23 protein-coding genes and 1 pseudogene are annotated in these 22220 nt (G+C 64.7%); 3 read left to right on the forward strand and 21 right to left on the reverse strand.

What is annotated here, in order from left to right; genetic code table 11:
* Positions 1-76: 76 nt before the first annotated feature.
* The 4 genes from QMO76_RS21320 to QMO76_RS21335 all read right to left on the reverse strand — a co-directional run bounded on the left by QMO76_RS21320 (position 77) and on the right by QMO76_RS21335 (position 4018).
* Positions 77-994: an ROK family protein gene (locus QMO76_RS21320; protein WP_306363080.1), complete on the reverse strand. Its 918-nt coding sequence runs from the start codon at positions 992-994 to the stop codon at positions 77-79.
* A gap of 18 nt (positions 995-1012) precedes the next feature.
* Positions 1013-1546, reverse strand: a complete 534-nt coding sequence (locus tag QMO76_RS21325; RefSeq protein WP_306363081.1) for a YbjN domain-containing protein — start codon at positions 1544-1546, stop codon at positions 1013-1015.
* On the reverse strand, positions 1543-2895 hold the full coding sequence (gene mshA, locus QMO76_RS21330; protein WP_306363082.1) for a D-inositol-3-phosphate glycosyltransferase: 1353 nt from the start codon (positions 2893-2895) through the stop codon (positions 1543-1545). The genes QMO76_RS21325 and mshA overlap by 4 nt, the downstream gene beginning before the upstream one ends.
* A gap of 298 nt (positions 2896-3193) precedes the next feature.
* On the reverse strand, positions 3194-4018 hold the full coding sequence (locus tag QMO76_RS21335) for an alpha/beta fold hydrolase (protein ID WP_306363083.1): 825 nt from the start codon (positions 4016-4018) through the stop codon (positions 3194-3196).
* A 74-nt stretch (positions 4019-4092) separates the two neighbouring features.
* On the opposite strand from QMO76_RS21335, the gene QMO76_RS21340 reads away from it, so the two are divergent.
* Positions 4093-4830, forward strand: a complete 738-nt coding sequence (locus QMO76_RS21340) for an SDR family NAD(P)-dependent oxidoreductase (RefSeq protein WP_306363084.1) — start codon at positions 4093-4095, stop codon at positions 4828-4830.
* 161 nt (positions 4831-4991) lie between these two features.
* On the opposite strand, the gene QMO76_RS21345 is transcribed toward QMO76_RS21340, so the two are convergent.
* Complete coding sequence (locus tag QMO76_RS21345; RefSeq protein ID WP_306363085.1) at positions 4992-5339, reverse strand: hypothetical protein; 348 nt, start codon at positions 5337-5339, stop codon at positions 4992-4994.
* 352 nt (positions 5340-5691) lie between these two features.
* On the opposite strand from QMO76_RS21345, the gene QMO76_RS21350 reads away from it, so the two are divergent.
* Positions 5692-6516 (forward strand): cyclase family protein, encoded by an 825-nt coding sequence (locus QMO76_RS21350; RefSeq protein WP_306363086.1) that lies wholly within the window; start codon positions 5692-5694, stop codon positions 6514-6516.
* A gap of 4 nt (positions 6517-6520) precedes the next feature.
* Here QMO76_RS21350 and QMO76_RS21355 read toward each other — a convergent pair whose 3' ends face one another.
* The 7 genes and pseudogenes from QMO76_RS21355 to QMO76_RS21385 form a co-directional block, all read right to left on the reverse strand.
* A complete protein-coding gene (locus tag QMO76_RS21355; protein ID WP_306363214.1) occupies positions 6521-7345 on the reverse strand; it encodes a BBE domain-containing protein in 825 nt (274 codons plus the stop codon).
* A gap of 183 nt (positions 7346-7528) precedes the next feature.
* Positions 7529-7978, reverse strand: a pseudogene (locus QMO76_RS21360) (FAD-binding protein); the annotation flags it as partial.
* A 789-nt stretch (positions 7979-8767) separates the two neighbouring features.
* A complete protein-coding gene (locus QMO76_RS21365; protein ID WP_306363087.1) occupies positions 8768-9082 on the reverse strand; it encodes a hypothetical protein in 315 nt (104 codons plus the stop codon).
* Positions 9083-9153: 71 nt separating this feature from the next.
* Positions 9154-9930: a hypothetical protein gene (locus tag QMO76_RS21370; RefSeq protein WP_306363088.1), complete on the reverse strand. Its 777-nt coding sequence runs from the start codon at positions 9928-9930 to the stop codon at positions 9154-9156.
* A 509-nt stretch (positions 9931-10439) separates the two neighbouring features.
* Positions 10440-11255 carry a type II toxin-antitoxin system HipA family toxin gene (locus tag QMO76_RS21375; RefSeq protein WP_306363089.1) on the reverse strand — a complete coding sequence of 272 codons (816 nt, stop codon included), beginning with the start codon at positions 11253-11255 and terminating at the stop codon, positions 10440-10442.
* A gap of 263 nt (positions 11256-11518) precedes the next feature.
* Positions 11519-11992, reverse strand: a complete 474-nt coding sequence (locus QMO76_RS21380) for an NUDIX domain-containing protein (RefSeq protein WP_306363090.1) — start codon at positions 11990-11992, stop codon at positions 11519-11521.
* Positions 11976-12431 carry a hypothetical protein gene (locus tag QMO76_RS21385; RefSeq protein WP_306363091.1) on the reverse strand — a complete coding sequence of 152 codons (456 nt, stop codon included), beginning with the start codon at positions 12429-12431 and terminating at the stop codon, positions 11976-11978. The genes QMO76_RS21380 and QMO76_RS21385 overlap by 17 nt, the downstream gene beginning before the upstream one ends.
* A 213-nt stretch (positions 12432-12644) precedes the next feature.
* On the opposite strand from QMO76_RS21385, the gene QMO76_RS21390 reads away from it, so the two are divergent.
* The gene (locus tag QMO76_RS21390; protein WP_306363092.1) at positions 12645-13202 is read left to right on the forward strand and encodes a hypothetical protein; all 558 of its coding nucleotides are present in this window, start codon (positions 12645-12647) and stop codon (positions 13200-13202) included.
* 449 nt (positions 13203-13651) lie between these two features.
* On the opposite strand, the gene QMO76_RS21395 is transcribed toward QMO76_RS21390, so the two are convergent.
* The 9 genes from QMO76_RS21395 to QMO76_RS21435 all read right to left on the reverse strand — a co-directional run bounded on the left by QMO76_RS21395 (position 13652) and on the right by QMO76_RS21435 (position 22217).
* Positions 13652-14071 carry a hypothetical protein gene (locus tag QMO76_RS21395; RefSeq protein WP_306363093.1) on the reverse strand — a complete coding sequence of 140 codons (420 nt, stop codon included), beginning with the start codon at positions 14069-14071 and terminating at the stop codon, positions 13652-13654.
* A 68-nt stretch (positions 14072-14139) separates the two neighbouring features.
* Complete coding sequence (locus tag QMO76_RS21400; RefSeq protein ID WP_306363094.1) at positions 14140-16125, reverse strand: hypothetical protein; 1986 nt, start codon at positions 16123-16125, stop codon at positions 14140-14142.
* Positions 16126-16831: 706 nt separating this feature from the next.
* Positions 16832-17194, reverse strand: a complete 363-nt coding sequence (locus QMO76_RS21405; protein WP_306363095.1) for a hypothetical protein — start codon at positions 17192-17194, stop codon at positions 16832-16834.
* A gap of 78 nt (positions 17195-17272) precedes the next feature.
* Positions 17273-17467 (reverse strand): hypothetical protein, encoded by a 195-nt coding sequence (locus tag QMO76_RS21410; RefSeq protein ID WP_306363096.1) that lies wholly within the window; start codon positions 17465-17467, stop codon positions 17273-17275.
* Between the two features lie 5 nt (positions 17468-17472).
* The gene (locus QMO76_RS21415; RefSeq protein WP_306363097.1) at positions 17473-18237 is read right to left on the reverse strand and encodes an N-acetylmuramoyl-L-alanine amidase; all 765 of its coding nucleotides are present in this window, start codon (positions 18235-18237) and stop codon (positions 17473-17475) included.
* Between the two features lie 16 nt (positions 18238-18253).
* Positions 18254-18658 carry a hypothetical protein gene (locus QMO76_RS21420; protein WP_306363098.1) on the reverse strand — a complete coding sequence of 135 codons (405 nt, stop codon included), beginning with the start codon at positions 18656-18658 and terminating at the stop codon, positions 18254-18256.
* A 44-nt stretch (positions 18659-18702) separates the two neighbouring features.
* Positions 18703-19995 carry a hypothetical protein gene (locus QMO76_RS21425; protein WP_306363099.1) on the reverse strand — a complete coding sequence of 431 codons (1293 nt, stop codon included), beginning with the start codon at positions 19993-19995 and terminating at the stop codon, positions 18703-18705.
* Between the two features lie 83 nt (positions 19996-20078).
* A complete protein-coding gene (locus QMO76_RS21430) occupies positions 20079-21128 on the reverse strand; it encodes a hypothetical protein (protein ID WP_306363100.1) in 1050 nt (349 codons plus the stop codon).
* Positions 21129-21140: 12 nt separating this feature from the next.
* Positions 21141-22217, reverse strand: a complete 1077-nt coding sequence (locus QMO76_RS21435) for a hypothetical protein (RefSeq protein ID WP_306363101.1) — start codon at positions 22215-22217, stop codon at positions 21141-21143.
* Positions 22218-22220 lie beyond the last annotated feature (3 nt).

Below are 22220 nucleotides of genomic sequence, written 5' to 3' on the forward strand. Positions count from 1 at the left end.
CCGGGCGACTCGGTGCCGCGGGCGTGCGCCGCGTGCTGAGCGACGTGGACCCGCGGCCCGGAATCGTGCCTTCTCCTCAGAACGACAGGCAGTCGCCCGGGGCGTCCTCGGCGGCGTCGTAGGCCAGCAGGCCCGCGCCCGCGAGGGTGGCCTGGTCGGTGAGTTCCGAGGGCAGCACGTGCAGTCCGCGGGTGAAGGTGAGGCGGGCGCGGGCGGCCACGGTCTCGCGCAGCGGCCGCCACAGGTGCTCACCCGATTGCGCGAAGCCGCCGCCGACAACCACCAGGTCGGTGTCCAGCAGTGCGGCCGCCGAGGAGATGGCGACGCCCAGCGCGGTGCCCGCGCGGCGCAGTGCGGCGATGGCGATCTCGTCGCCCGCCCGCGCCGCGGTCGACAGTTCGATGCCGGTGCTGCCGGTCCAGCCCTGGCGGCGCGCCCACCGCACCGAGGACGGCCCGCTGGCCACCGCCTCCACGCAGCCGGAACCGCCGCAGGCGCAGGGTTCGTCACTGCCCGGCACGATGATGTGGCCGATGTGCCCGGCGTTTCCGGTGCGGCCGAACACGACTCGCCCATTGCTGATGACGCCGCCGCCGATCCCGGAGGAGACGGTCAGTGCCAGCACGTTCGGAATGCCGCGCGCCGCGCCGAACCGCTGTTCGGCCAGCACCAGGCAGACGCCGTCGATGGCGAAGCGAACAATGGCGTCCGGGAACAGCTTCCGGACCGCCTTCTCCAGCTCGAACCCGTGCACCCATTCGGGGATATTGAGCGGACCGGTGGTGCCGGTGCGCACATCCACGGGCCCGGCCGCGCCGATGCCGACGGCGGTCACCTCGGCATCCCCGGCCACGCTCGACAGCAGTTCCCGGCAGGCGTCCCACACCTCGGTGCGCGGCACCGGAATCCGCCGCACATCCTGTACGACCCCATCCGAATCCACCGTTCCGGCAGCGAATTTCGTCGCCCCGATATCCAGCGCCAGCATCACCATGATCGGCGACCCTACGTGTCAGGGCTGTTCGGTGTCGACGAGATGTTCGAAAGCGCGCAGGTTCTTCAGCGACTCCCCGCGCGAGACACGCCATTTCCATTCCCGGCGAATGGATTCGGCGAATCCGAGTTCGAGCAGCACATTGAAGTCGGCGTCGACGGCCTCGAGGATCTGTCCGAACCAGCGGTCCAGTTCGTCGGGAGTGACGGCGTGCGTGGCCATCCGGCCGACCAGGTAGATATCGCCCAGATTGTCGAGGGTGTAGGCCACGCCGTAGAGGCGGCGATTGCGCCGCAGCATGAATTTGTAGACGCCCTCGTGGTTTTCGTCCGGCTTGCGGCAGACGAAGGTCTCCATCCGCACGCCGTGGTTGCCGACGGTGACGATGACATTGGTTTTGAGCTTGCGCTCACCCGGCAGCACCGCGACGAACATGTCCTCGCGTTCGCGCGAGTATTCGATCTCGCGCTCGCGCAGGGCGTCGTCGATGAGCCGGGCCGTGGCGAGCGCGGTCTCGGTCAGTTGCGCGGTCGGCAGGTTCGGGTCGCTCATCGACGCACTGCTCCCATCCGGCGCCGCCACAGCGCCCGCGATCTGGCCTGATTGCTCTCCGTCGCCACCGTACTCCTGCGCATACGGGTGTCGCGGAATCCGGCCAGGGCGGCGGAGTAACTGTCCAGCAGACCGTCGGCGGTGTGCGCCCAGGAGAAGTTGGCGGCGTGCTCGACCGCCGCCGCGCCCATCTCGCGCAGGCGGGCGGGGGCGTCGAGCAGGGAGCGCAACGCGGCGGCCCAGTCGTCGGTGCGGTGGCCGGGGACGAGCAGGCCGGAGACGCCATCGCGCACGGCGGTGCCCAGGCCGCCCACCTCGGCGGCCAGCACGGGGGTGCCGCTGGCCTGCGCCTCGATGGCGACCAGGCCGAACGACTCGTTGTAGCTGGGGACGGCCACCAGATCGGCGGCCCGGTACACCTGCACGAGCCGGTGCGGGGGCTGCGGCGGCAGGAAGGTGACGCGGTCGGCGATGCCGAGATCGGCGGCCAGGTCGATGAGGGCGTCCGGGCGTTCCAGCCCGGTGCCGGAGGGGCCGCCCACGATCAGGACGCGCAGCGGGGTCGCCGGATCGTCGGCGAGCACGCGGGCGGCGGCGCGGACCAGCACGTCGGGGGCCTTGAGCGGCTGGATACGGCCGACGAAGGCGACAATGCGCTCGTCCAGCGGCAGGCCGAGTTCGATGCGGGCGGCGGTGCGGTCGCCGGGGCGGTAGCGAGTGAGGTCCGCGCCCGGCAGCACCACATCGATGCGCTCGGGTTCCGCGCCGTAGAGCTGGACGAGTTCGCGGGCTTCCTCGCCGGTGTTGGCGACCAGGCGGTCGGCCTCGGCGACGATCTGCTTCTCGCCGATCTCCCGCGCGGCCGGTTCCGGGCAGTCGCCCTCGGCCAGGTGCAGGTTCTTCACGGCGGCGAGGGTGTGCGCGGTGTGCACCAGGGGCACCCGCCAGCGGTCCCGCGTCAGCCAGCCGACCTGGCCGGACAGCCAGTAGTGCGAGTGGATGAGGTCGTAGTGCCCGGGCTGGTGCCGCGCCTCGGTCCGCAGCACCTCGCCCGCGAACGGGCACAGCTGCGTGGGCAGATCGTGCTTGTCGAGCCCCTCGAACGGTCCGGCGACCACATGGCGCACCAGCACGCCCGGCGCGGCTTCGACCGCGGGTTCGTCGTTGGAGGAGGTGGCCCGGGTGAAGATCTCCACCTCGGTGCCGCGTTTGGCCAGCTCAATGGCGGTTTGCAGCACGTAGACGTTCATGCCACCGGCATCGCCGGTGCCGGGTTGGGCGAGTGGCGAGGTATGCACCGACAGGACGGCAACCCGATTCGGCCGTAGGTCGCTACGTTGACTCACCACCCACCCAGTGTGCACGCGCGGGATGCGTGGTCGTACATGAGTTACCCCACCAAGTGACCGGGGTCACAAGGAAATTCGAGAAGGGTGGTTGACCGGACAGCGCGCGGCACAGGTGGCGCGACAGCCCGCCGGGCACGGGTCGCGGACGCGGACGCGAGCGGCCACGCACGGCCTGCGACCGGGCCGGATGCGCGACCGCACAGGGCCACTCGCGCACGGCTTTCCGACCTACCGCGACGTCGGCAGCGCATCGTCGAGCGGGCCAGCCCGAGCGGCAGTCCGCGCGCGCGGGATCGGGCTACGAGAGCCCCTCCACGAACTCGGTGACCTCGGCCGCGAACCGTTCCGGATCCTCCACGAACAGCCCGTGCTGCGCGTCGTCCCAGTAGGAGGTGCGGACGTTCGGGGCGGTCTCGGCGATGTAGCGGCCGCTCTCGACCGGCACCACCGGGTCGGCGGTGCCGTGCATGACGAAGACCGGGATGTCGAGGGTGCGCAGAGCGTCGGTGTTGTCGGTGGTGCGGTAGAAGAGGGCCTTGCGGACCCGTGGCAGGGTCGCCAGGCTGCCGCCGAACAGCCGCTGCGCGTCCTCGCCCTTGTCCCGTCCGGGCCCGGTGTTGGCATTGCCGAAGGCGGCGAAGCCGCGCATGGCGCGCCCGGCGCTCTCGTCGAAGACGTCCGGAATGGCCTTCTGCATGGCCGGGCCGGGTTCGGCCCCCGGGACGCCGCGGCCGATTCCGGCCAACGACCCGCTGTAGATCAGGCCCGCGACCGCGGCGGTGCCGTAGGTGGCGACGTAATCGGTCTGCACGATGCCGCCGTAGGACCAGCCGAGCAGCACCGCGTCCTGCTCGATGCCCTCGCCCGCCAGGACCGCGGCCACGTCGGCGGCCCAGTTCTTGGGGTTGTCGTAGCCGGTCTCCGGCGCACCGGAGTAGCCGTGGCCGCGCAGGTCCACGGCGATCACCCGGTACCGCTGCGCCAGCAGGTCACCGGCGCGCCCCCAGCAGCGCAGGTTTCCGGCCCATCCGTGCAGCAGCACCAGCGGCCGCGCGTCGTCCGGCCCCTCCGCCCGGTACACGATGGTCGTCCCGTCCGCGCTCACCACTTCACGAATCGCCATACCCGTCAGGCTAAACCTTTCCGCGTGGAGCTACCGACCGGAATGTTTACGGTGGGGCGGCTTAAGCTCGCACCATGAGCAGCACTCGCACCGCAGTCGTCACCGGAGCCAGCTCGGGCATCGGCGAGGCCACCGCCCGCGAACTCGCCACCCAGGGGTACCACGTGTACGTGGGCGCTCGCCGCGTCGAACGCCTGGAGAAACTGGCCGCGGAAATCGGTGGCACCGCCCTGCCCCTGGATGTCACCGACGAGGAATCGGTGCGCGCCTTCACCGAGGCGGTCGAATCCGTCGATGTGCTGGTCAACAATGCCGGTGGGGCGAAGGGTTTGGCGACCGTCGCGGCGGCGGATCTCGACGACTGGCGCTGGATGTGGGAAACAAACGTACTCGGTACGCTGCGGATGACGAAGGCACTGCTGCCGAAACTCATTGCCTCGGGCGACGGGCTGATCGTCACGATAACCTCGGTGGCGGCCTTCCAGGCTTACGACAATGGTTCCGGCTACACCTCGGCCAAGCACGCGCAGGCGGTTCTGCACCGCACCTTGCGCGGGGAACTCCTCGGCCAGCCGGTCCGGCTCACCGAAATCGCGCCGGGCGCGGTGGAAACCGAGTTCTCCCTGGTCCGCTTCGACGGCGACGAGGAACGGGCCGCTGGTGTCTATCAAGGCATCGATCCCCTTGTCGCCCAGGACATCGCGGAGATCGTCGGTTTCGTGGCGTCGCGCCCGTCGCATGTGAATCTGGACCAGATCATCGTCAAGCCACGGGATCAGGCCGAGGCGGGCCGTTTCGCGCGCCGTTCCTGACACTCGACCGCCCGGAACACGAAAAGCCCCGAACGCGAAAGAGCCCGGAATCGTTCGCCGATTCCGGGCTCCGTTTCGATCCGCCGCCGCCTCGTCAGGCGGAAGCGGATTCCACGCTCTTTTCCGACCGCACCTCGTCAGGCCCGCCGGATTTCATTCGATCAGGGCAGCACCTGCGGCACCGACTGCGGCGACACCGCGCCCACCAGCAGACCGATAATGGTGCCGGTCATCGCACCGTGCACCGCGCCGGCGAGCGCACAGGCGGGTGCGGCGACGCTGCCCGCACCGGGCACCAGCAGGCAGGCGGCGGCATTCGTCGCGGCCGAACCCACGGCACCGGCGGCCGCACCGGCGGCCGCGCCATTGGCCAGCGGATCGGAGTTCTGCGCACTCGGATCGGTGGCGATCTCGAGCGGAATTCCACCCGAAACCTGCTGCCCGGCAACCGGCTCCGGCGCAGCCGTCTCAGCCGACGCCACACCGGCTCCGGCGAAAATCGCGCTCACCGCGACCGCCCCGATAACAGCCTTGCGACCGGCATTCTTGAAAGCCCGACGGACCATGTTCTAACCCCGTTTCTCCCCGACTCCGAGTGCGAAATGCCTCGGTTTGTATTGAACGTCCAACTTCTATCGGAAGGGTCCGACAAGTTCAAACCTCTTCCAGTTCAATACGGGAAAGACCGATCGGTCGAGTACATGCTTCGAAAGCCTCTGCCCTGCACCGCAAATGGACAAACACACCAAACCCTGCCGGGCGAGTATGACGAAGATCTCATTTATCCGGTCTGGCGAATGACTGTGTGGCGGAAGTGCAATGGTGCGTAGCGAATGTTCCACCCGCCTGAGAGAAGGAAGCATGTGCTCACCGCGGATTGTCCGCACCGCGCACGCGGCGGCCGACAACCCTCGGTTCAGTCGGCGCGCGTGGTTCGGTGCCGCGGGCGCGCTCGCCGCGGTTTCCGCGATGGGTTCCGCACAGGCCGCGCCGAATCTTTCCGGTGGTGTGGTCGACCTGACGCACACGCTGTCACCGGAACTGCCCGTCTGGCCCGGGAATCCGCCATTCATCTCCATTCCCGTGGCGTGGCACGAGAGTGGCGGATTCGGTCAGAACGCCTTGGCTTTCTGGGAACATACCGGCACCCACGTCGACGCGCCGCTGCACCGAGTACGCGAAGCGGCATCGGTCGACCGCATCCCGGCCGCTGATCTGGTCGCTCCCCTGGTCGTCATCGATATCGCGTCGAAGGCATCGAGCGATCCCGATGCCGCACTGACGGTTTCCGATATCGAGACATGGGAGTCCCACCACGGCCGCATTCCCGATCGCGCCTTCGTGGCACTGCACTCGGGCTGGGAGCACCGGCTCGCCTCGCCCGGTGCATTCCTGAACCTGGATTCAGGAGGCCGCATGCACACCCCCGGATTCGCGACCGAGGCAGCCGAATTCCTGGTGTCGGACCGTTCGATTGTCGGCGCGGGCGTCGACACCCTGAGCCTGGACCCCGGCACGAGTCGCGACTTCGGCGCGCACACGGCCTTTCTCGGTGCGGGCCGCTACGGCGTCGAAATGCTCGCGAACCTCGCCCAGGTTCCGGCCTATGGCGCGACCGTCGTCATCGGCGCGCCCAAACACGCGGGTGGCACCGGCGGCCCCTGCCGCGTCCTGGCGCTGACCTGATGCGTCAGGCGGGCCGGTCCAGCGAAAGACCGTGCCGGAAGACCGTATTCGGATCCCATGCGGCTTTGATCCGACGCAACCGTGCATAGTTGTCGCCGTAGTAGAGCGTGTACCAGGGCACGCCCGAGGTATTCCACCGCGGATCCGTCAGATCCGTATCCGGATAGTTGATGTACGCACCCCCGTTGGCCGCATTCCGCACCGGCACCCCACCGGTCTCCGCATACAGCTCCCGATACATCTCCCGCGCCCACGCGATGAACCGCTCGTCATCCCCCGGCAGCCGCCACGCCGCGTGAATCAGCATCTTCATGAACGAATCCCGCGCCGGGGTAGCCGTGGCATCCGCCGCCACCGCATTGATGGCCCCACCGACCGGCAGGAACTCCACCTGCGATTCCCCGAGATACCGCACATCACCGAGATACCGGTACAGCACCCGCAACTGCTCCTCCGAGTACGCCCGCCGCAGATATCCGGACCGCGCCTTCACCCGAAACCCGGGCATCCCCTTGGCGTAATACGTATTCGCCAGCGTGTCCGCATAGGAGGCCCGCGTCACCGGCAGCACCACCGGCCCCGGCATCACCCCCGCCGACAATGCCGCCACGAACTCGTCGAACATCGCCCCGGCATCCGCCCGATCCCCATCGAGCAATATCAGTACATCCGACCCCACCAGCCCCGGCTTCAGATGCAGCGGAGCGTACAGCCCCGCGAACCGATCCCCCGGCTGGCTGTGTTCGGCGAAGAAGGCGAGATAGTTCCCCACGAAGCGAACGAACGATTCCTCCGTCGCCACCGGCAACACCAGCCGCGTGGTAACCATGCTCCCCGGAGCCATCGGCAACGCCCGCCTGGCGTCTGCCCCATCGGAATCCGCCGACCGCAACAAATACCGCGTCACCACCCCGAAATTCCCGCCGCCCCCACCGGTATGAGCCCACCACAGGTCGTTGTGTGCCCCGTCCCGAGTCGCCACGGTAACGGAGGCCCGCCCACCCGATTCCACGGTGACAACCTCAACTCCGTACAGATGATCCGACACCAGCCCCAACCGCCGAGACAACGGCCCATACCCACCCCCGGCAATATGCCCACCGGCCCCGACCCCCTGACAGATCCCCGCGGGCACCGTCACACCCCAGCCCCCGAGCAACCGCCCGTAGACATCCCCCAAATCAGCACCGGCACCCACCGAAAACGCCCGATGCTCTTCATCCCAATAAACATCCCGCACCCGCCCCAAGTCGATAATCCCCTGCGTCCCAGGGTTATCCACAAAGTCCTCGAATCCATGCCCACCCGACCGCACGGCCACCCGCAGCCCCTCACCGACGGCCCGTTCTACCGCAACCCGCACCTCCTCAGCGCTGGTAGGCACGAAGATCTTCTCCGGCCGAGCGCTGAACCGCCGGTTATACCCCCGCCCGACCAACCGCCCATACTCAGCCTCCCCCATCCCGACCGCCCCGGGCTCCCCGGCCCGAGCCACCGAAACCCCCAGTGCCCCCGCAGCGCTACCGACAACCGAAGCAGCAAGAAACCGCCGCCGAGAAACCGACACCAATCCCTCCCATCCCAGGCGACTTCCACAAGGTCACCCCCGACAGTAGCGTCAACCCCACCACCCCGCCCCGTCGACACGACCCGCGTACCCCACACAGGAAGTCCCCGTGCAGCAGTCCACAACCGCCCACAGACTTCTCACGCTGTCGTAGACAGTCGCCGACCAGGTAGAAACTGGATGCTAATTCATGACACAGCACGAAACACCCTCTACTTTTGGGGAACCTAGAACGATCGCTGGAGCCCCGCGAAACTTTCGCTGGCATTACGTCTGGAGAGAGCCTCCCAAAGCGGGCCTTTTCATAACTGCAGCCAGTGCGTTCGCGATGATTACATGGATTCCACTTACGGAATTCTCGTCCTCACCCGACGTAGCCTGCGTATCCGCACTCTATTTCACAGCCGTGATTCTTACAGCCCATATATGCTGGCGAGTCACAAGGTACAGGCGCCCACAAGTGCGATATGGACCCCCACAAGCTTCAGACACGTTCGTGCTGAGACAGCCTCTTGTTTACATCAATTTCGCAGCTGGCATTCTTCTTGCCTTCACCGCAGTGATCACTCTCGGCGCATTGACAGACGAGCTAGAAATCGTGCTATACGGCGCGATTGGCATAGCACTCATCTTGCCGATCATCGCACTGCTATTCTGGCATAGAAAAAATTCAGAGCCGCTGAATCAGCTCCAGCCCGCGCCTCCCTTCCAATCTGAAACATACTCCTCGAGTGTAATATCCCCGAACCGATCACCGCCAATCTCTCGGTACCCGGCTAAGACATCGAACTCAGCTTCATATTCACTCACTACCAAGAGACCATACTTCCCGTAGTCCGCTAAGAATTTCCACAGGACCTCAGTCAGCAAAGGGTTCGCTACGTTCCTCGTATCGCCGATGGCAAAGTAGTCGAGGATACCGTCATCCTTCTTAACCCCCTTTCCCAGAAACAGTAGGACTTCCCTCTCCTTGCAGACAAGATAGAAATACTCAGACACAGCCCCTCCTTCACACCAGGTCGACATCCCGTGCAGCACCGAGCTTTCTGTACGCCGTGATGGAATCGAAACTACACGTCCATCGCTCGGCGCATCCGTATACGCACGTGCAGCGGTGGCGCGGTAAGCATCGCAACGAGATGCTCTCGGTGCAATGAGCTTCGACTGCCGTAGGCGCGCAGGTGAATCAATGTCGATATCAGGGAGTTCGGTCCCACTCCCCACATCGCAGGAACGATCTTCCACGGACCATCCGTCGATTGCGGAGGTGGCCGCCACCCCGCGGGCGCGAGGAAGAGCGAGCGACGCGAAGTCATCGCGGCGGACGGGCAGCGCACAGTTACAGCGGGCACATTCCTACCGTTGTCCCCGGTCCCGATCGCCGTGACCGCCTCCCACCGAAACTCCCAATCACAATTGGGCGTGATGATACGAAAGCCGCTGGGAGACAGCATCAGTCGCGAGCGCCGCTGATACCAGTACAGAAACGTCAGAGCCGGAAGCAAGAGCACAATGCCCATGCCGCCGGAGGCGACAAGCTCAGCTTCCCCGGCCGAAACACCCCACCAGACCAAAGCGACAGCCGCCATCAGAAAGCCGGCCACCAACACGATCTGCCCCCGTGGCGGTCGGAGAGTTACGGCACCTTGCTGGCCACCCGCATCAGTGTGAACGGGCGGACGCCGCGGGTCGGCCAAGCGCCAGCTGACCCCGGCGATGAGCCCGAAGGCCACGAAGAGCAGCGCCGCCAACCAGATCCGCCCACCCGCAGTCGAATCGGTGGACACCAACACCACCACCGGAAGCGCGACCGCCAAGACCAGCGCACCAACGCTGAAAACCAGCATGCCGATCCCACAAGGTTCCCGCCAGGCGCAGTACCAGCGGAAGTCATGTGGCGTGCCCTGGAGACGAATATCAGACATCCGTCACCGGATTCCAGAGACCGGTCGCGAATGCAAACCGATGGACACGGACACCACCGATGCAGACGCGCCAAGTGCTGCAGCATCCGCAGCTACGTCGACCACAATGCTCGGCACAATTCCAAGTCCGTTCATGGCACCCTCCCCCAGTACCCCAGACACTAGCCGACTACGCCGAGACCGTCGTACCCCTGCCATCCAGCGCTGCGGCCGGGGGCGACAGGGGCACGCCGCCATCCCAGCTTCCCTATCAGCCTTCCTGAATCTCGACTGTGACCTCGCTAGAGCTGCTGAAGTACCCAAGTGATAAGCCGTTCAGCGAACTGGAAGCCGCGGCGCGGCACCGCGTGAGTGCGACCCCGAGCTAGAAATCGGTGAGATCGGAGGGCGGCAGAGGAGCAGGCGCCTCGCTGCACAATTCGAATCAGCAGTCAGTGGCCGAGTTCGGTACGTCGCCAACGCAGTTCGCTCTCCGTTCGGCGGATAGGCGATCCTGAGAACGGCAGGGCGGCATAATCGACCGATGCGGCCGCTCGGAGTGCGACAGTGCGCGCCGACATTGCGGCTCGCTCGGTGAGTCCGATCTCCGCGGCTAACGCGGCCCAGTCACGGGCGCGTAGTTTGCGGGTCCGGCCGGCGATCGGCAGTGCCATCGAGTCGTCTCCGTAGACCAGAGTGCACGGAACGTCGAATATCGGTGCGATATCCCACTTCCCGCCGGGCCCCTCGACGACACCGACGTTCTTCGCGTGTAAGTCGCCATTTCCGGTTAGCCAGCCAAAGAGAAACTGCAAGTAGAGGTTTCGGCGAGCCACTGCCGGAGCCTCGGAAATCTGCGCGAGGGTGTTGATCACGGTGACCGCATCGGGCTGATACTTCGACGCCGGAGGTAAGCCCAGTACCTGGGTCGCATCCTCGAACGCCAAGCGCCGCCACGACCGGCCCTCGCGCACCCGATCGAAACGCCGCACCAGCAGACCGGTGTCGCCAACGCGGTCGGTGACCAGGTTCGCCTCGGCTACAGGAATTTTCATCAACCTCGCCGCTTTCAGATGCGCCGCTTCGTTTTCAACCAGATGGGGGTACTCCGGTTGCGAGAGCTTGAGAATGAACCGCCCATAGCGAGCCGAGAACGATACGCTGATCATCGACGCACTGGCTTTACGCTGCACTCCCTGCTCCTGCGTCAGCCGATGACGGCGGCGAGCCGCGCGAATGGCGGCCCCGATGCTCAATACCGCGGTCATCGCTTCACCTCCATAGATCGGCGATATTCTGCCGATATCGTGGGGATTCAATCAGAATACTCCACGGTACGCCAGAATAGGCAGAATATTGCCGATTTTGGTGATATCGCCCAGGCTAAGGTACCCAAGAGCAAGAAGTCGGCAGAATATCGCCGAAGTTGGGTTGATGTGGACCACAACGCGCAACACAATTCCACATCCGTTCATGGCACCCGCCCCAGCACCCCCCCCGGACACCACGATGACGTCGGCCCAGTATCAGCTCACCCCAGATAGGGGCGAGCTCTCCTCTCGGAGTGATGCTGCAGCCGCAGCCTGACGGTCGCGTGTACCGGCAGCTCAGCCAACTCGTCCGGCTGGATGAAGCGAACCTCGGTAGATTCGCCGCTGACCGCTACACGCCCTCCGCAGACCCGGCCATGGAACGTGGTGTTGAACTCCTGACGAACCTCGCCGTCGGCGTACTCGATGACGTGCTCGGGGTCCGTATATATCCCCAGCAGGCCGGTGATCTCGATGTCGAGTCCGGTCTCTTCCTTCGTCTCGCGGATCACGCACTGCTCCAGCGTTTCTCCGATCTCCATCACCCCTCCCGGAAGGGACCAGTTACCGGAATCGCTGCGCCGCTGCATCAGAATCGCACCTCGCGCGTCAACAACAAGCGCGGAACCACCCGGCACCAAGCTGTTCGGCTTCGGCGCGTTCGGATCCCGGTAATAGTCACGCCGTTTGCCCATGAACGACCCCTTCACTGTAGGGGGCCACGCTGCCCCAGATCTGCTCGACCTGATCGGCGAAGGACGAGAACATGCCGTGCGGCGACAGTTTCCTCAAGTGCAGCGCTGTGTGCTGGTAGCCGCGAGCACGGACGAGATACGGCGTGACGATCATCTGGTCATCGAACCGGAACACTGAGTTGTACAAATGCACGGTGTGCAAACCGATCTCACACCCCGAGGTGTCAGCCAACGCTCCCAGCATGCTCAAAGCGTTACGAATACGCCCGGCCAGAGTTCCGTTCATCTGCTCCAACGCATCCCGCTCGACTACATGGGCACAATCAGGGTCTGCGAACGCGAGCCGGACGCGAGTGCCGTTCCGACACTTCGCGGCCACGACATCAGCCGCATCGGGCAACAACTCGAATACAATCGGGTAAGCGTAGCCGACATCCACTCATCCACCGGTTGACCGTCTTCACATCGACACCCACAGCGGCTGCGAGCCCCGCGGAGTCCAATTGTGCTCGCAGCATCGCCGATTCGAGACGCTGACTCATACCGAAACCATAGTGGACACACGCGGGACGTTTCAGTGGTTCTGGAATGTCCATGCAGGCGTCCTCGGCGCAGTTCAAGTGTCCGCCGGGCGGTCATACCGTGGGTCCACATGACACCAAGCCGGCGCAAGCGCCCGGCCTCGGTCGCCGGCCACGATGAATGGAGCAATATGACCAGGCGGATCCGGCTCGGAGAGTTCCCCGGTGGCGTGCTAGAGATCAACGCCTACGACGACCCGACCGACAGTCATTCCGGCGTCTACTTGGAGAGCCGCCATGCGGACCACCGCGCACAGCGAGGAGCCGAGATGCAGTACAGGCCAACGGCAATCGGGTACCTGCGAACCGATGTATCCGGAATTGCACGGTTCCACGACGAGAGCCAGATCCGTACGCTGGCCACTCGGCTCGGCTATGACTTCGCCGACATGATCGTCTATGACCCGAAATTCGGGCGGCCGCCAGTGGCCCGGCTGAAAGCACAGGCCACCCGCCTCGCCGCAGAGGCGGTCATCATCCCCGGGCCAGAACACTTCGAGTCCGGCCGAATACCACCGTCGCTGGTCGAAAAGCTGGACGTGATCACCGTGACGCCGGAGACGACCTACGCGCGGCGCGCTACACCACCGTCGCCGGAACTGCCGCAACGTACGGTTACTGGAACCTGACTGCAAGAAGGGATCTTAAAGCGCCCTACTTCAACTATGCCGCCGACGCATCTTCGACGACCACCTTGTTCGCTTTAGCTTGCACCACTGCTGCCACCACAATCTGCGATGCAGCCAGCGTTGCCAGCGCATCGGAGGAGGGATTCTCGAAATAGACTCGCTATCCTTCCACCAGACGTCGTGACCGAAGATTATATCTCTTGCCCAATAGGATTCGGGCTCATGGTAGATGATATTCTCGCCAGTGAATTCTAGGCCGATAAATCTCTCGTTGATCCGGGTAATAGCTTCAGGCTCCGAGATTTCATAGTTTTCGACCATTGCTCGTATGACGTCGCGAAAATATTCCGCAGCACGTGCATCTACCCAGAATGCAAACTCACTCACTTCCAGCCCCAGCCGCCTGCAACCCGCCCGATCAGACATCGAGCGCGCCAACTGTCTACCATCTAGTCGGATATGCCGCTGTCCTCTCTTACCAAAACACCATACCCCGGCCTGGGATCAACTTCACGGCGCGTCCTCGGCAAATTGACCTCCGTTAGCTTGCCGTCGTAGATCATCCATAAACCGAAGCAGTCGTCCTCTTCGTCCCGAATGAGGACCTGCACAGTCTCCGGCCGAGGCCATGGCAGGCTTTCAAGATGTGCCAGCAATCCTTGCCAGTTGTTCCTATAAAACTGGATAATCCACATATAGCATTCATCGGATCCGAATTCATATCCCGCGCCAGAGAATATCGCGTCATCGATCGGAATGAATGACTGCTGCCATGGCCGCGATTTATCGGGTTTCGTAAGGCCATCCATCACAAGCTTTGCGTCACGCGCTAAAACGACGACCTCAGCATACCTGCTCAATATACCCATCTCCTAGCTGCAATCCCAATTGCCGTCAGCGCTGCCCTGTCTATAATGCCACACAGGACAGCCCGCCGTCACCTTTGGCCACCTACTCTGTCGAATCCTGTTACCGGATTAACGATGCGAACGTTTGGATTATCAACAAATGCCTCAGCTACCTTGTTCGCATAGTCATCGGAGGGTGCCACATACACAACCTCCTGCGCTTGATGCTTTCTATCGAAGGAGAGTTTGTTGTTGATTGTATCGATAGCACTGATATATGCACGCGGCCGACGAGATCGCGTACCCGTAGCGTCAACAGATCGTACGCTGACGATTTTTCCGTCCCTCCATGCAACTCTGATCATGTCAGCCGTTGTGCCCGTAACCGTATCCGCGATCACTGCTTTGGGGATTCCCAAAGAACTGGTAGTGTCAGGATCAGCTTGAAAGTAGTATCGACTGCCTGAACCACTACCGCTATAGTATTCTCCCGATTGCTTCAGCTGTTGATTAAGGAAAGGGAGGGCAGCCTGCGCATCGTCATTATCCCCTTTGGTTCCAACCTTATGCGGTACTCCCCGCTCATCTACGAAATATTTAGCACCTTCTATATTTCGCTCCTTCAGCGGTTGCAGCAAACGGGGGTCTGATAATTCGACCCTGACAACAGGCTTACCGTCAGGCTTGAAGTAGTCAGGATGGCTATCGGCGGCCCGTTGTTCAGGCCCTCTACCACCACCCTGAACTCTGCTGTTATTTCCACGCGGGGCCTCCATGTTGAATCGGGTGGCACCGAACCGGCCGGGAGCAGGGAGACGATTCGGACCTCCGGCGGGCAATGGGTTCCGCATAAATACCGCTGCCATTTCTTGCAGAACCAATGCTGTCGTCGCAGCAAGATCGTCTGCCTTGCTGAGAAGCCGCCGAGGCAGTTGCCTGACCGATTCGAACCCGTTGCGAGCGAAGTTCGGTACCCATCGGCTTGGAGCGTGCTGTAACTGTGGAAGCACCGCTCTAGGATTGGGTGGGCGCAGATCCCCGGGTATCCCGGCGTTGCCCGGCGTCGGATCGGGAACCCGAGGCTGACGTGGGCCAGCAGAGCCCGCTGGTGGCTTTGACGGCACGGGCAGGACGGGATTTGGTAGGTCTCCGCGGGACGGCGGCGCCGCACTTGGTCCACCAAAACCGGATTGTCGACGTCCAACGAACTCGTCGACTTCATCGACGAGGCGTTCGGCTTGGAGTTGGTTGCTCACTCGCGCCGCGTCCGCGGCGCTGTCAGCGCCCTCGATCAGTGCCCGCGCTTCCGGGCCCAGCCGTCGAATCCCTCGCAGGAACCAGGCCCCGCCGGCGGCAATCGCGGTGTCGGGGCCAGGGATCGTGGTGACGATGTTGAAGCCGAGTTCCGCTGCCGCCCTGGCGGCCTCGGCGGCGCTGTGGCCACCTTCCCCACGCTTGTACTCCCATAGCACCACGGCGGGGTTGACGAACATGTCGTCGACCGCGCCGTAGACGCTGTTCGAGATATCAGCCTGCCATTGGTTGATGTTGAACGGCCGGGACGGAGTCGGTGCGGAATCGACAGACTCGGTGACGGGCGGTGCGTACTTGGGTGGCTGGGTGGGGTCGAGTAGGACTGGGAGGTCCTTCACGGCGTTGACATGCTCTCGGACAGCCGGATCCAGCCATGAGATTCCCGCCGCTTGCAGGCGCAGCATCGCTTGCTGCTGCCTGATCATCTCCTCGACGGTGGAGGTGCCGCGCATGGCCCACTGCAGGTCATAGAGCTGCTCGATAGGCGTGTAGCGCGCCTTATCGATCCGCATCCATGCCCGGTCGTAGGCGCTCAGTCCGTTCCCGACGTACGGCCCCAACATCGGCCCCTGGCGCACCAGATCGGCGTCGGCCGCGAGTTCCTGTTCGGTGTAGGCCGTACCGGTCAGGAAGATCGTCCTCGGATTGGCGATGACGTCCGGCAGTACAGCCGGCGGAGCCGTGGCGGAGTCCTCGGGGTTCGCCGAAGGCGGGGCAATCAGATCGTCGGTTCGGCTCGGCGATGTTTGCGGGGTCGACACCTGTGGGGGAGGTGTCGCAGTCGGCGTAGGTATGAACGGCGCCATCTGTGTTCCCGGCTTTCCCGCGGTGCTTTCCGGGTCGTAGATCTGTTCGAACGCGGTCGGCCCGGTGCTCGTTGGACCGGGATCAGTGTCTGAGGGCTGCCGCCTCGGTGGCGCTGGTGTCGGTGCGACCGGGGTCGGCGGGGTCTCCCCGTCGGGCTGCGGCGTGCGAACGGGGATCGGGCCTTGTTCGCCGCCCGGCGCTTCCGGGTTGTACGGCTTGGCGATCGGCTGTGCCGACGGGATTGATCGTCCAGAGGGAGCGACAGGTCTTATGGCTTGCAGGTCCTCGGCGGCCAGTATTCGAGCGAGCTTGCGTGCCGCACGCTCCGGGTTCATACCCGTGTAGGTGTGCACTCGCCCTCTGGACTGCGCCGAGTCACCGCCTTCGACGGCTGACAGCGGAGTCAACGAATCCAGCCAATCCGCCCGCCGCTTCCAGTCGATCCCTGATGCGCTCATGGGTGGACCCCGCGCACGTTGCGACCGAATTCGATAGCTTCGTTCTCGAGCATCTGACAGAGACCTTCCGGGAGATGGCATGAGAAAGTCCCGGCCGCTCGGGCTCGGGACTGATGAAATGAGAAGCGCGGGTAGGCAACTCACGCCCGCCCGCGCTACGCGTCGCATCGGATCTTCTCGACCGGATGCGAGGCCGGAGTGTTCAGGATGTAGGTGCGAGGCTGGTGTTCGGTGGGTAGTCGCCCGGGACGACATTGGCGGTGCTGATCCAGAAGAAGACGTCGTTATTGATGAACGGAACCGCGCCCGGGATACCGGAGAGGCTGGGGATCGGGTTGCCTTCGAGATCCCTGCTGGGGTAGGAACCCTCGCGGATCAGGGCGGTTTGCTCGCCGTAGTACCAGTCGGGCACGCTCCAATAGGTGTGGAAGTAGTTCGGGTCCGGGGAACCGCCCGGGATGCCGAGGGTGGCGCGCTTGGCCCAGGTGAGCTCGGCTCCGTTGGGGATCTGGATGGTCGACCATTCGGTACTGCGCCACACGCCGATGTGAATGATTTCGGTCATTGTCGGGACTCCTGATGCAGAAGGGCGGTGCTCCGATTCGGAGCACCGCCCTCGTGGGTTCATTGCGACACGAGACGTCTACGTCTTGTGTGCGCTTCCAGCGGATTTCACGATCTTTCGACCGCGATTGACTCGTTTGACGAGGTGCGCGGTTTGCGCCTCGCTCATGTTGTTGAAGTTGAACACCCGGTTGGGGCCGGTGTCGGCGGGACTACCGGCGCTGACGTTTCCGGGGGTCCAGGCGGGGATGTGCTGGCGACTCGGGTTCGACATGGCTGTTACCCCTGCTGTTCCAGTCGGTCCAGCCGGGCCCGGATGTCGGCGAGCGCGTCTACAACGGTGAGGTTGTCCAACTGCGGCCAACCGCCGTACTGCCCGGCGTCGCGCTGGGCGAGGCCGCACAGCTGCTCGCGAATGTCCTTGACATCGCTGCCGATCGGGCCGCAGAACGCGGCGATGAAATCCTCGATTTGGGCAACGTCCGCTGCTGTCATCGGTGCCTTCTCTCCGTCAATAAGGGCCTGGACATCGCGGCGGAACGCATTCATCTCGATGCCGGCCGGGTCGATTTTTCCTTCGCGGCTGTATTCGCGATGGGCCACGCAATCGGCCGCGGTGCGGCCGATGCGGGCCAGGATGGCGGCGCAGCCGCGCTTGTAAGCGTCGAGTTGCGCTGGGGTCCAGTCGGTTCCGTCGCCGCGCGAGACGGCTTCGATGCCGATGACGTGATAGTTGGCGTTGTCGGTGGGCCAACCGGGCCAGGAGCCGCGGCCGGCGTGCCAGCACACGCCCGCCGCGATCACCCGGTAGGTGCCGTCACGTTCCAGAACCAGCTGTGCCAGTGGGCCTTCCAGATCGGGTCGGCCGTACTGCACTATCCGCCAGTCGTTCGCACCGCCGCCCGCCGTGTGATGGCAGAGCACGCCTCGCAGGTCACGGAAGTCGCCGTGCCCGCGGTCGCGCCAGCCGTCGTGTTCGATTACCCGCAGTCCGGCAGCGCGGAGCACGTCCGCGAGCCAGATCGGATCTCCGGTCCATGGCATAGGCTGATCTCCTTCGCTATGCCGCGTCGAAGTAGAGATAGGTGTTGGATCCGCCCTGCACGGTGGCGTCGTGCGGCACCGGGTTGGCCGTGGAGTTGGTCAGCACGACCGACAGGCGGTCACCGGCTTGAACGGCGATGGTGGTGCTGGGCAGGGCCAGAGCGGCGGTGCCGTTCGCGAAGTTCGCGGTGCGCACCTCCGAGCCGTTGTGCAGGAGTCGGACCGTCAGCAGTCCACCGAACTGCGGCGACCAATCCGCTGTCAGCTGGATTCGACACTGCACCGCGATCGGACCGGAGTCACCGACGACGAGTTCGTCGTTCGCGATGACGCTGCCGGTGAAACCGCTGCGCTCCGTCCAGCCCGTCAGCTTTCGATCGGAAGCTCCCGCGCTGATCGGCTGATCTCCAACCTTGTTCATGCCCATCGACGCAATGCTCGTCGCACCGGAGACAACCAGAAGCATCAGGAGGTCACCCCCCGCAGGCTCGCCTGAAGCCCCTTGCCAGCCGGGCTGTCGACAGTGGTGATGTGCACGGTCAGACGGTCGCCGACCGCGAAATCCCAAGGCGCACCGGATGTAACGACGGTATCGCCGATGTGATCGTCAGCAGCGATGGTGGCGGCGCTGCCCGGAATGGTGGTGCCGTTCTTCCGCAGCTCGACGACCAGGTTGCCGGTGCCCGCGGTTTCACCGCGATAGGTGATGGAGGTGATGTTGATCGGTCGCTCGATACGCAGGCCCTCCGGCATCACATTGCCCGCACCCGAGGTGCGAGTTCCGTTGTGGGACTTGAAGGCGATGTCGTACGCCTGCCCGGCGGCGGTGGGCACGCGGGCATCGGCGAGTCGGGAGTCGTCGGCGGCGATGGTGTCGAGCGTCGTGCGGGCGGCGGCAGCGTCGCTCGCGGTGAGCAATGCGCGGCCGGTCGCCGTGGAGTCGGAGATCTGGTTGGCCGGATGCGTGTGCGGCAGCGGGGTTCTGGAATCGTTCAGCCGCGGATCGTCGCCGGCGACGGCGGTGGTCGCGGTGGCACCGATGGTCGGCGGGAAGGTCGCCGGCTTGCCGGTGATGCCGGACCATTCGGTGGTTCCCGCCGGGCCGCGGATGACGATGCCCTGCCCGTCGGGGGTCCAGCCCTCCGCCGCCGCGTGGTAGACGTACAGCAGCCCGTCGGCGGTGACGACATACTGCGCGCCGTCGGCCGGATCCGCGGGCAGCTCACCGTAGGTGGCGACCTGCCCGTCGATCTGGATGCCCTCGCCACGCTCACCGCGCACGACGGCATTGCCGGGACTGGCGGGAACCGGAGCGACCAGGGTCAGGTCGACCAGGCCCGAGGAGCCCGCATCCGGGTTCTCCGGATCGGGACCCGCCACATACTCGGTGACGGCGAAGCTGAACGACTCCATCGGAATCTGACGGCCGTCGTAGTTCAGGTTGAACGACACCCGCCAGGTCCAATCCGTCGGATTGGTCGCCGCTCCGGGCGCGACCAGCCGCACGCCGCGCTTACCGCGCCAGGTGAGGTAGCCGAACTCGTCCAGCTGGCATTCGTAGTGCTCGGGCAGCTGCACGTAGGTGGCGGGCGCCGGTTCGGCGTCACCGACGAGAATCTTCGGAGCGTCGGCGGTGAAGGTGAGAGTGCCTCGCAGCGGCAGGAATTCGGGTAGGTCGCCGATATCGGGGCCGTCGGCGACATTGGCGAGGAAACGTCCGACGACTTTTCCGTACTTCAGCGGAGGCAGTTCGGCCATGGGTCAGTCCTTTCGAGCGGGAGGCAGCCGAGGAGGGCATGCCGAGGATCGGCTTCTCGCGAAGCCGAGCGGAATTCGAGATGTCAGGGCTGTACGGGCTGGGCGTGCACGATCAGCTGAGCGCCGTCGTTCGACACGGAGTAACGCGCGGTTCCCCGGACGCGCTTGAGGATCACGTACAACGTTGTGGTCTGATTGGCGGAGATGACACCGAAATTCGACTCCGGCGTCATCGCGTACTGGAACGTCGGAACGATGTTCACTTCAGCGAAATTGGCGGACGGATAGCCGTGCCCGTATCCGACAAGCTCACCGTCCAGCCCGCCGACCCGCACCTCGACATCGCAGAGCGAGACGCCGCTGGTATGCGTGACGACGTTGATCCGGCCGTTCACCATGGGCCGCCAGGAGACGGGCTGACCAGGAATGGTGATGGCGGCCAATACATTCGGGGATTCGGAGAGCTGTCGGCCGGACGAGAACTGATTCTGCGCGACAGCCCACGGCCCGCCCGGACGCGGGCCCGGAACCGGAACGAACTTGCCGGTGTCGGCGTCCCAGCCCAGGACGTGACCGTGCCCGATCGGATGGTCGTCATCGATCAGAACGTCAGCCGAGTCCTGAATCCTCCCAGTCTGTCCCGGGTCACCCATTTCGCCGGTCTCGCCGCGGGGGAAGGTGATCTCCACTCGCTGTTCGGGCGCTGTTCCAGTGACCGTGGCGGCTGCCGATGATCCGGTCGGTCCGGCGATTCCGACCCCGGTCAGTCGGTTCACCGGCCCGCGACGCCCGGTTTTCCCGAAGGCATTCGCGAAGGCGATGAGCTCGAGCCCGGTCCAGTAGTAGATCGCGTTCTCCGAGACGACCCGCCACGCCTTCCGCGCGTCATCGGTTGTCAACTGAAGTTCGTGCAGCGCCGATGGGTCGGCGACGTCCCCCTGCCAGTACCAGGGCCAGCCCGGCTCGCCATCGGGGCCGGGAGGTCCGGACGCTCCTTCGCGGAGTTCGAGCAGCGCTTCCCGATCGGCGACCTCGAACGGATTCGCGGTGTACGGCAGCCCGACAGTATCGGAAACACCGTGCATCGTGATCATGATGTCGTCGTCGTAGGCGGTGTGGGTTGCATCGGTCATCGAAATCCGTCCTCACAGCTCCCGCACCGGCTGAGCCCAGCAGAGTATCTGGGCACCGCTACGGGTATAGGTGTAACTGGCGTCGCCGGTCATCCGGCGCAGCACCACGTGCAGGGTCGCCGCGGTACCTGCGGGCACCACACCGACAGTGCTCGCGGGGGTCATGGCATGCGTCGCGTAGAACGGTTGAAAGGAGCAGAAGCCGTCCACTCCGAACACGGTCCCGGCCCCGAGAGCGACGGTTTGCCCGCTGGTGGAATCCAATCGGACTTCGGCGTCGACCCGAGTGGTGAAGTTGCCGGAACCCTCGCTGGTTCGCACGATGACACCCCCGGCGACCAGGGGTCGCCAAGCGCAATCCTGCGCTGGAATGTCGAGCTGCGCGACGGCGTAGGACTCGGCCGAGATACCGCTCTGCGATGGCGCGAAACCCGCGCTGCCGTCCCAAGCGGTGGCTTCGACAATGGACCACGGCCCACGCAGACCCGGGTAAGGCTGCGCGGTCCATTTCTGGCTCGTCGCATCCCACATGGGAACCATGCCCTCGGTATGGGTGCCATCTGCATAGTCGGGGGCCTGCCGAATCGGGCCCGGCCCGCCGGATACACCCTTTTCGCCTTGGATCCCACGCGGCACGGTCAAGTGCAGGACCAGATTGGGCGGGGTGCCGCTGATCGTGGCCTCCAGTTCCGAGCCGACGGGTCCGGTGGCGACGGTCCCGATGGACACGGTGCATGGATCACCGTCCGGCCCAGCACCGCCGAAGGCATCGGTGAAAGTATCGAAACTCGTACCGTTCCAATACATCAGTGTGTCGGTGGACAGCACTCGCCACGCCTTGCCCGCGTGTGCGGTGGTCAGCTTGGGGCTGAGGGCGAACAGGGCTGCCTGGTCGGCGATATCACCCTCCCAGCGAAACGGGCGGCACGGCTCACCAGTGGGACCCGCATCACCGACCGTTCCGGTCATCAGTTCGAGCGACCCGTCACGCGGAGTGCCCTGCATCGACTGCACGATCATCGGCGTACCGATTCCCTCGTCGATACCGCGGATCAGTGTCGATTCGAAATACTCGCCTATCGTGAACATTTC

Origin of the sequence: Nocardia sp. CC227C (assembly GCF_030767025.1) — a bacterium.
GTDB lineage: Bacteria > Actinomycetota > Actinomycetes > Mycobacteriales > Mycobacteriaceae > Nocardia.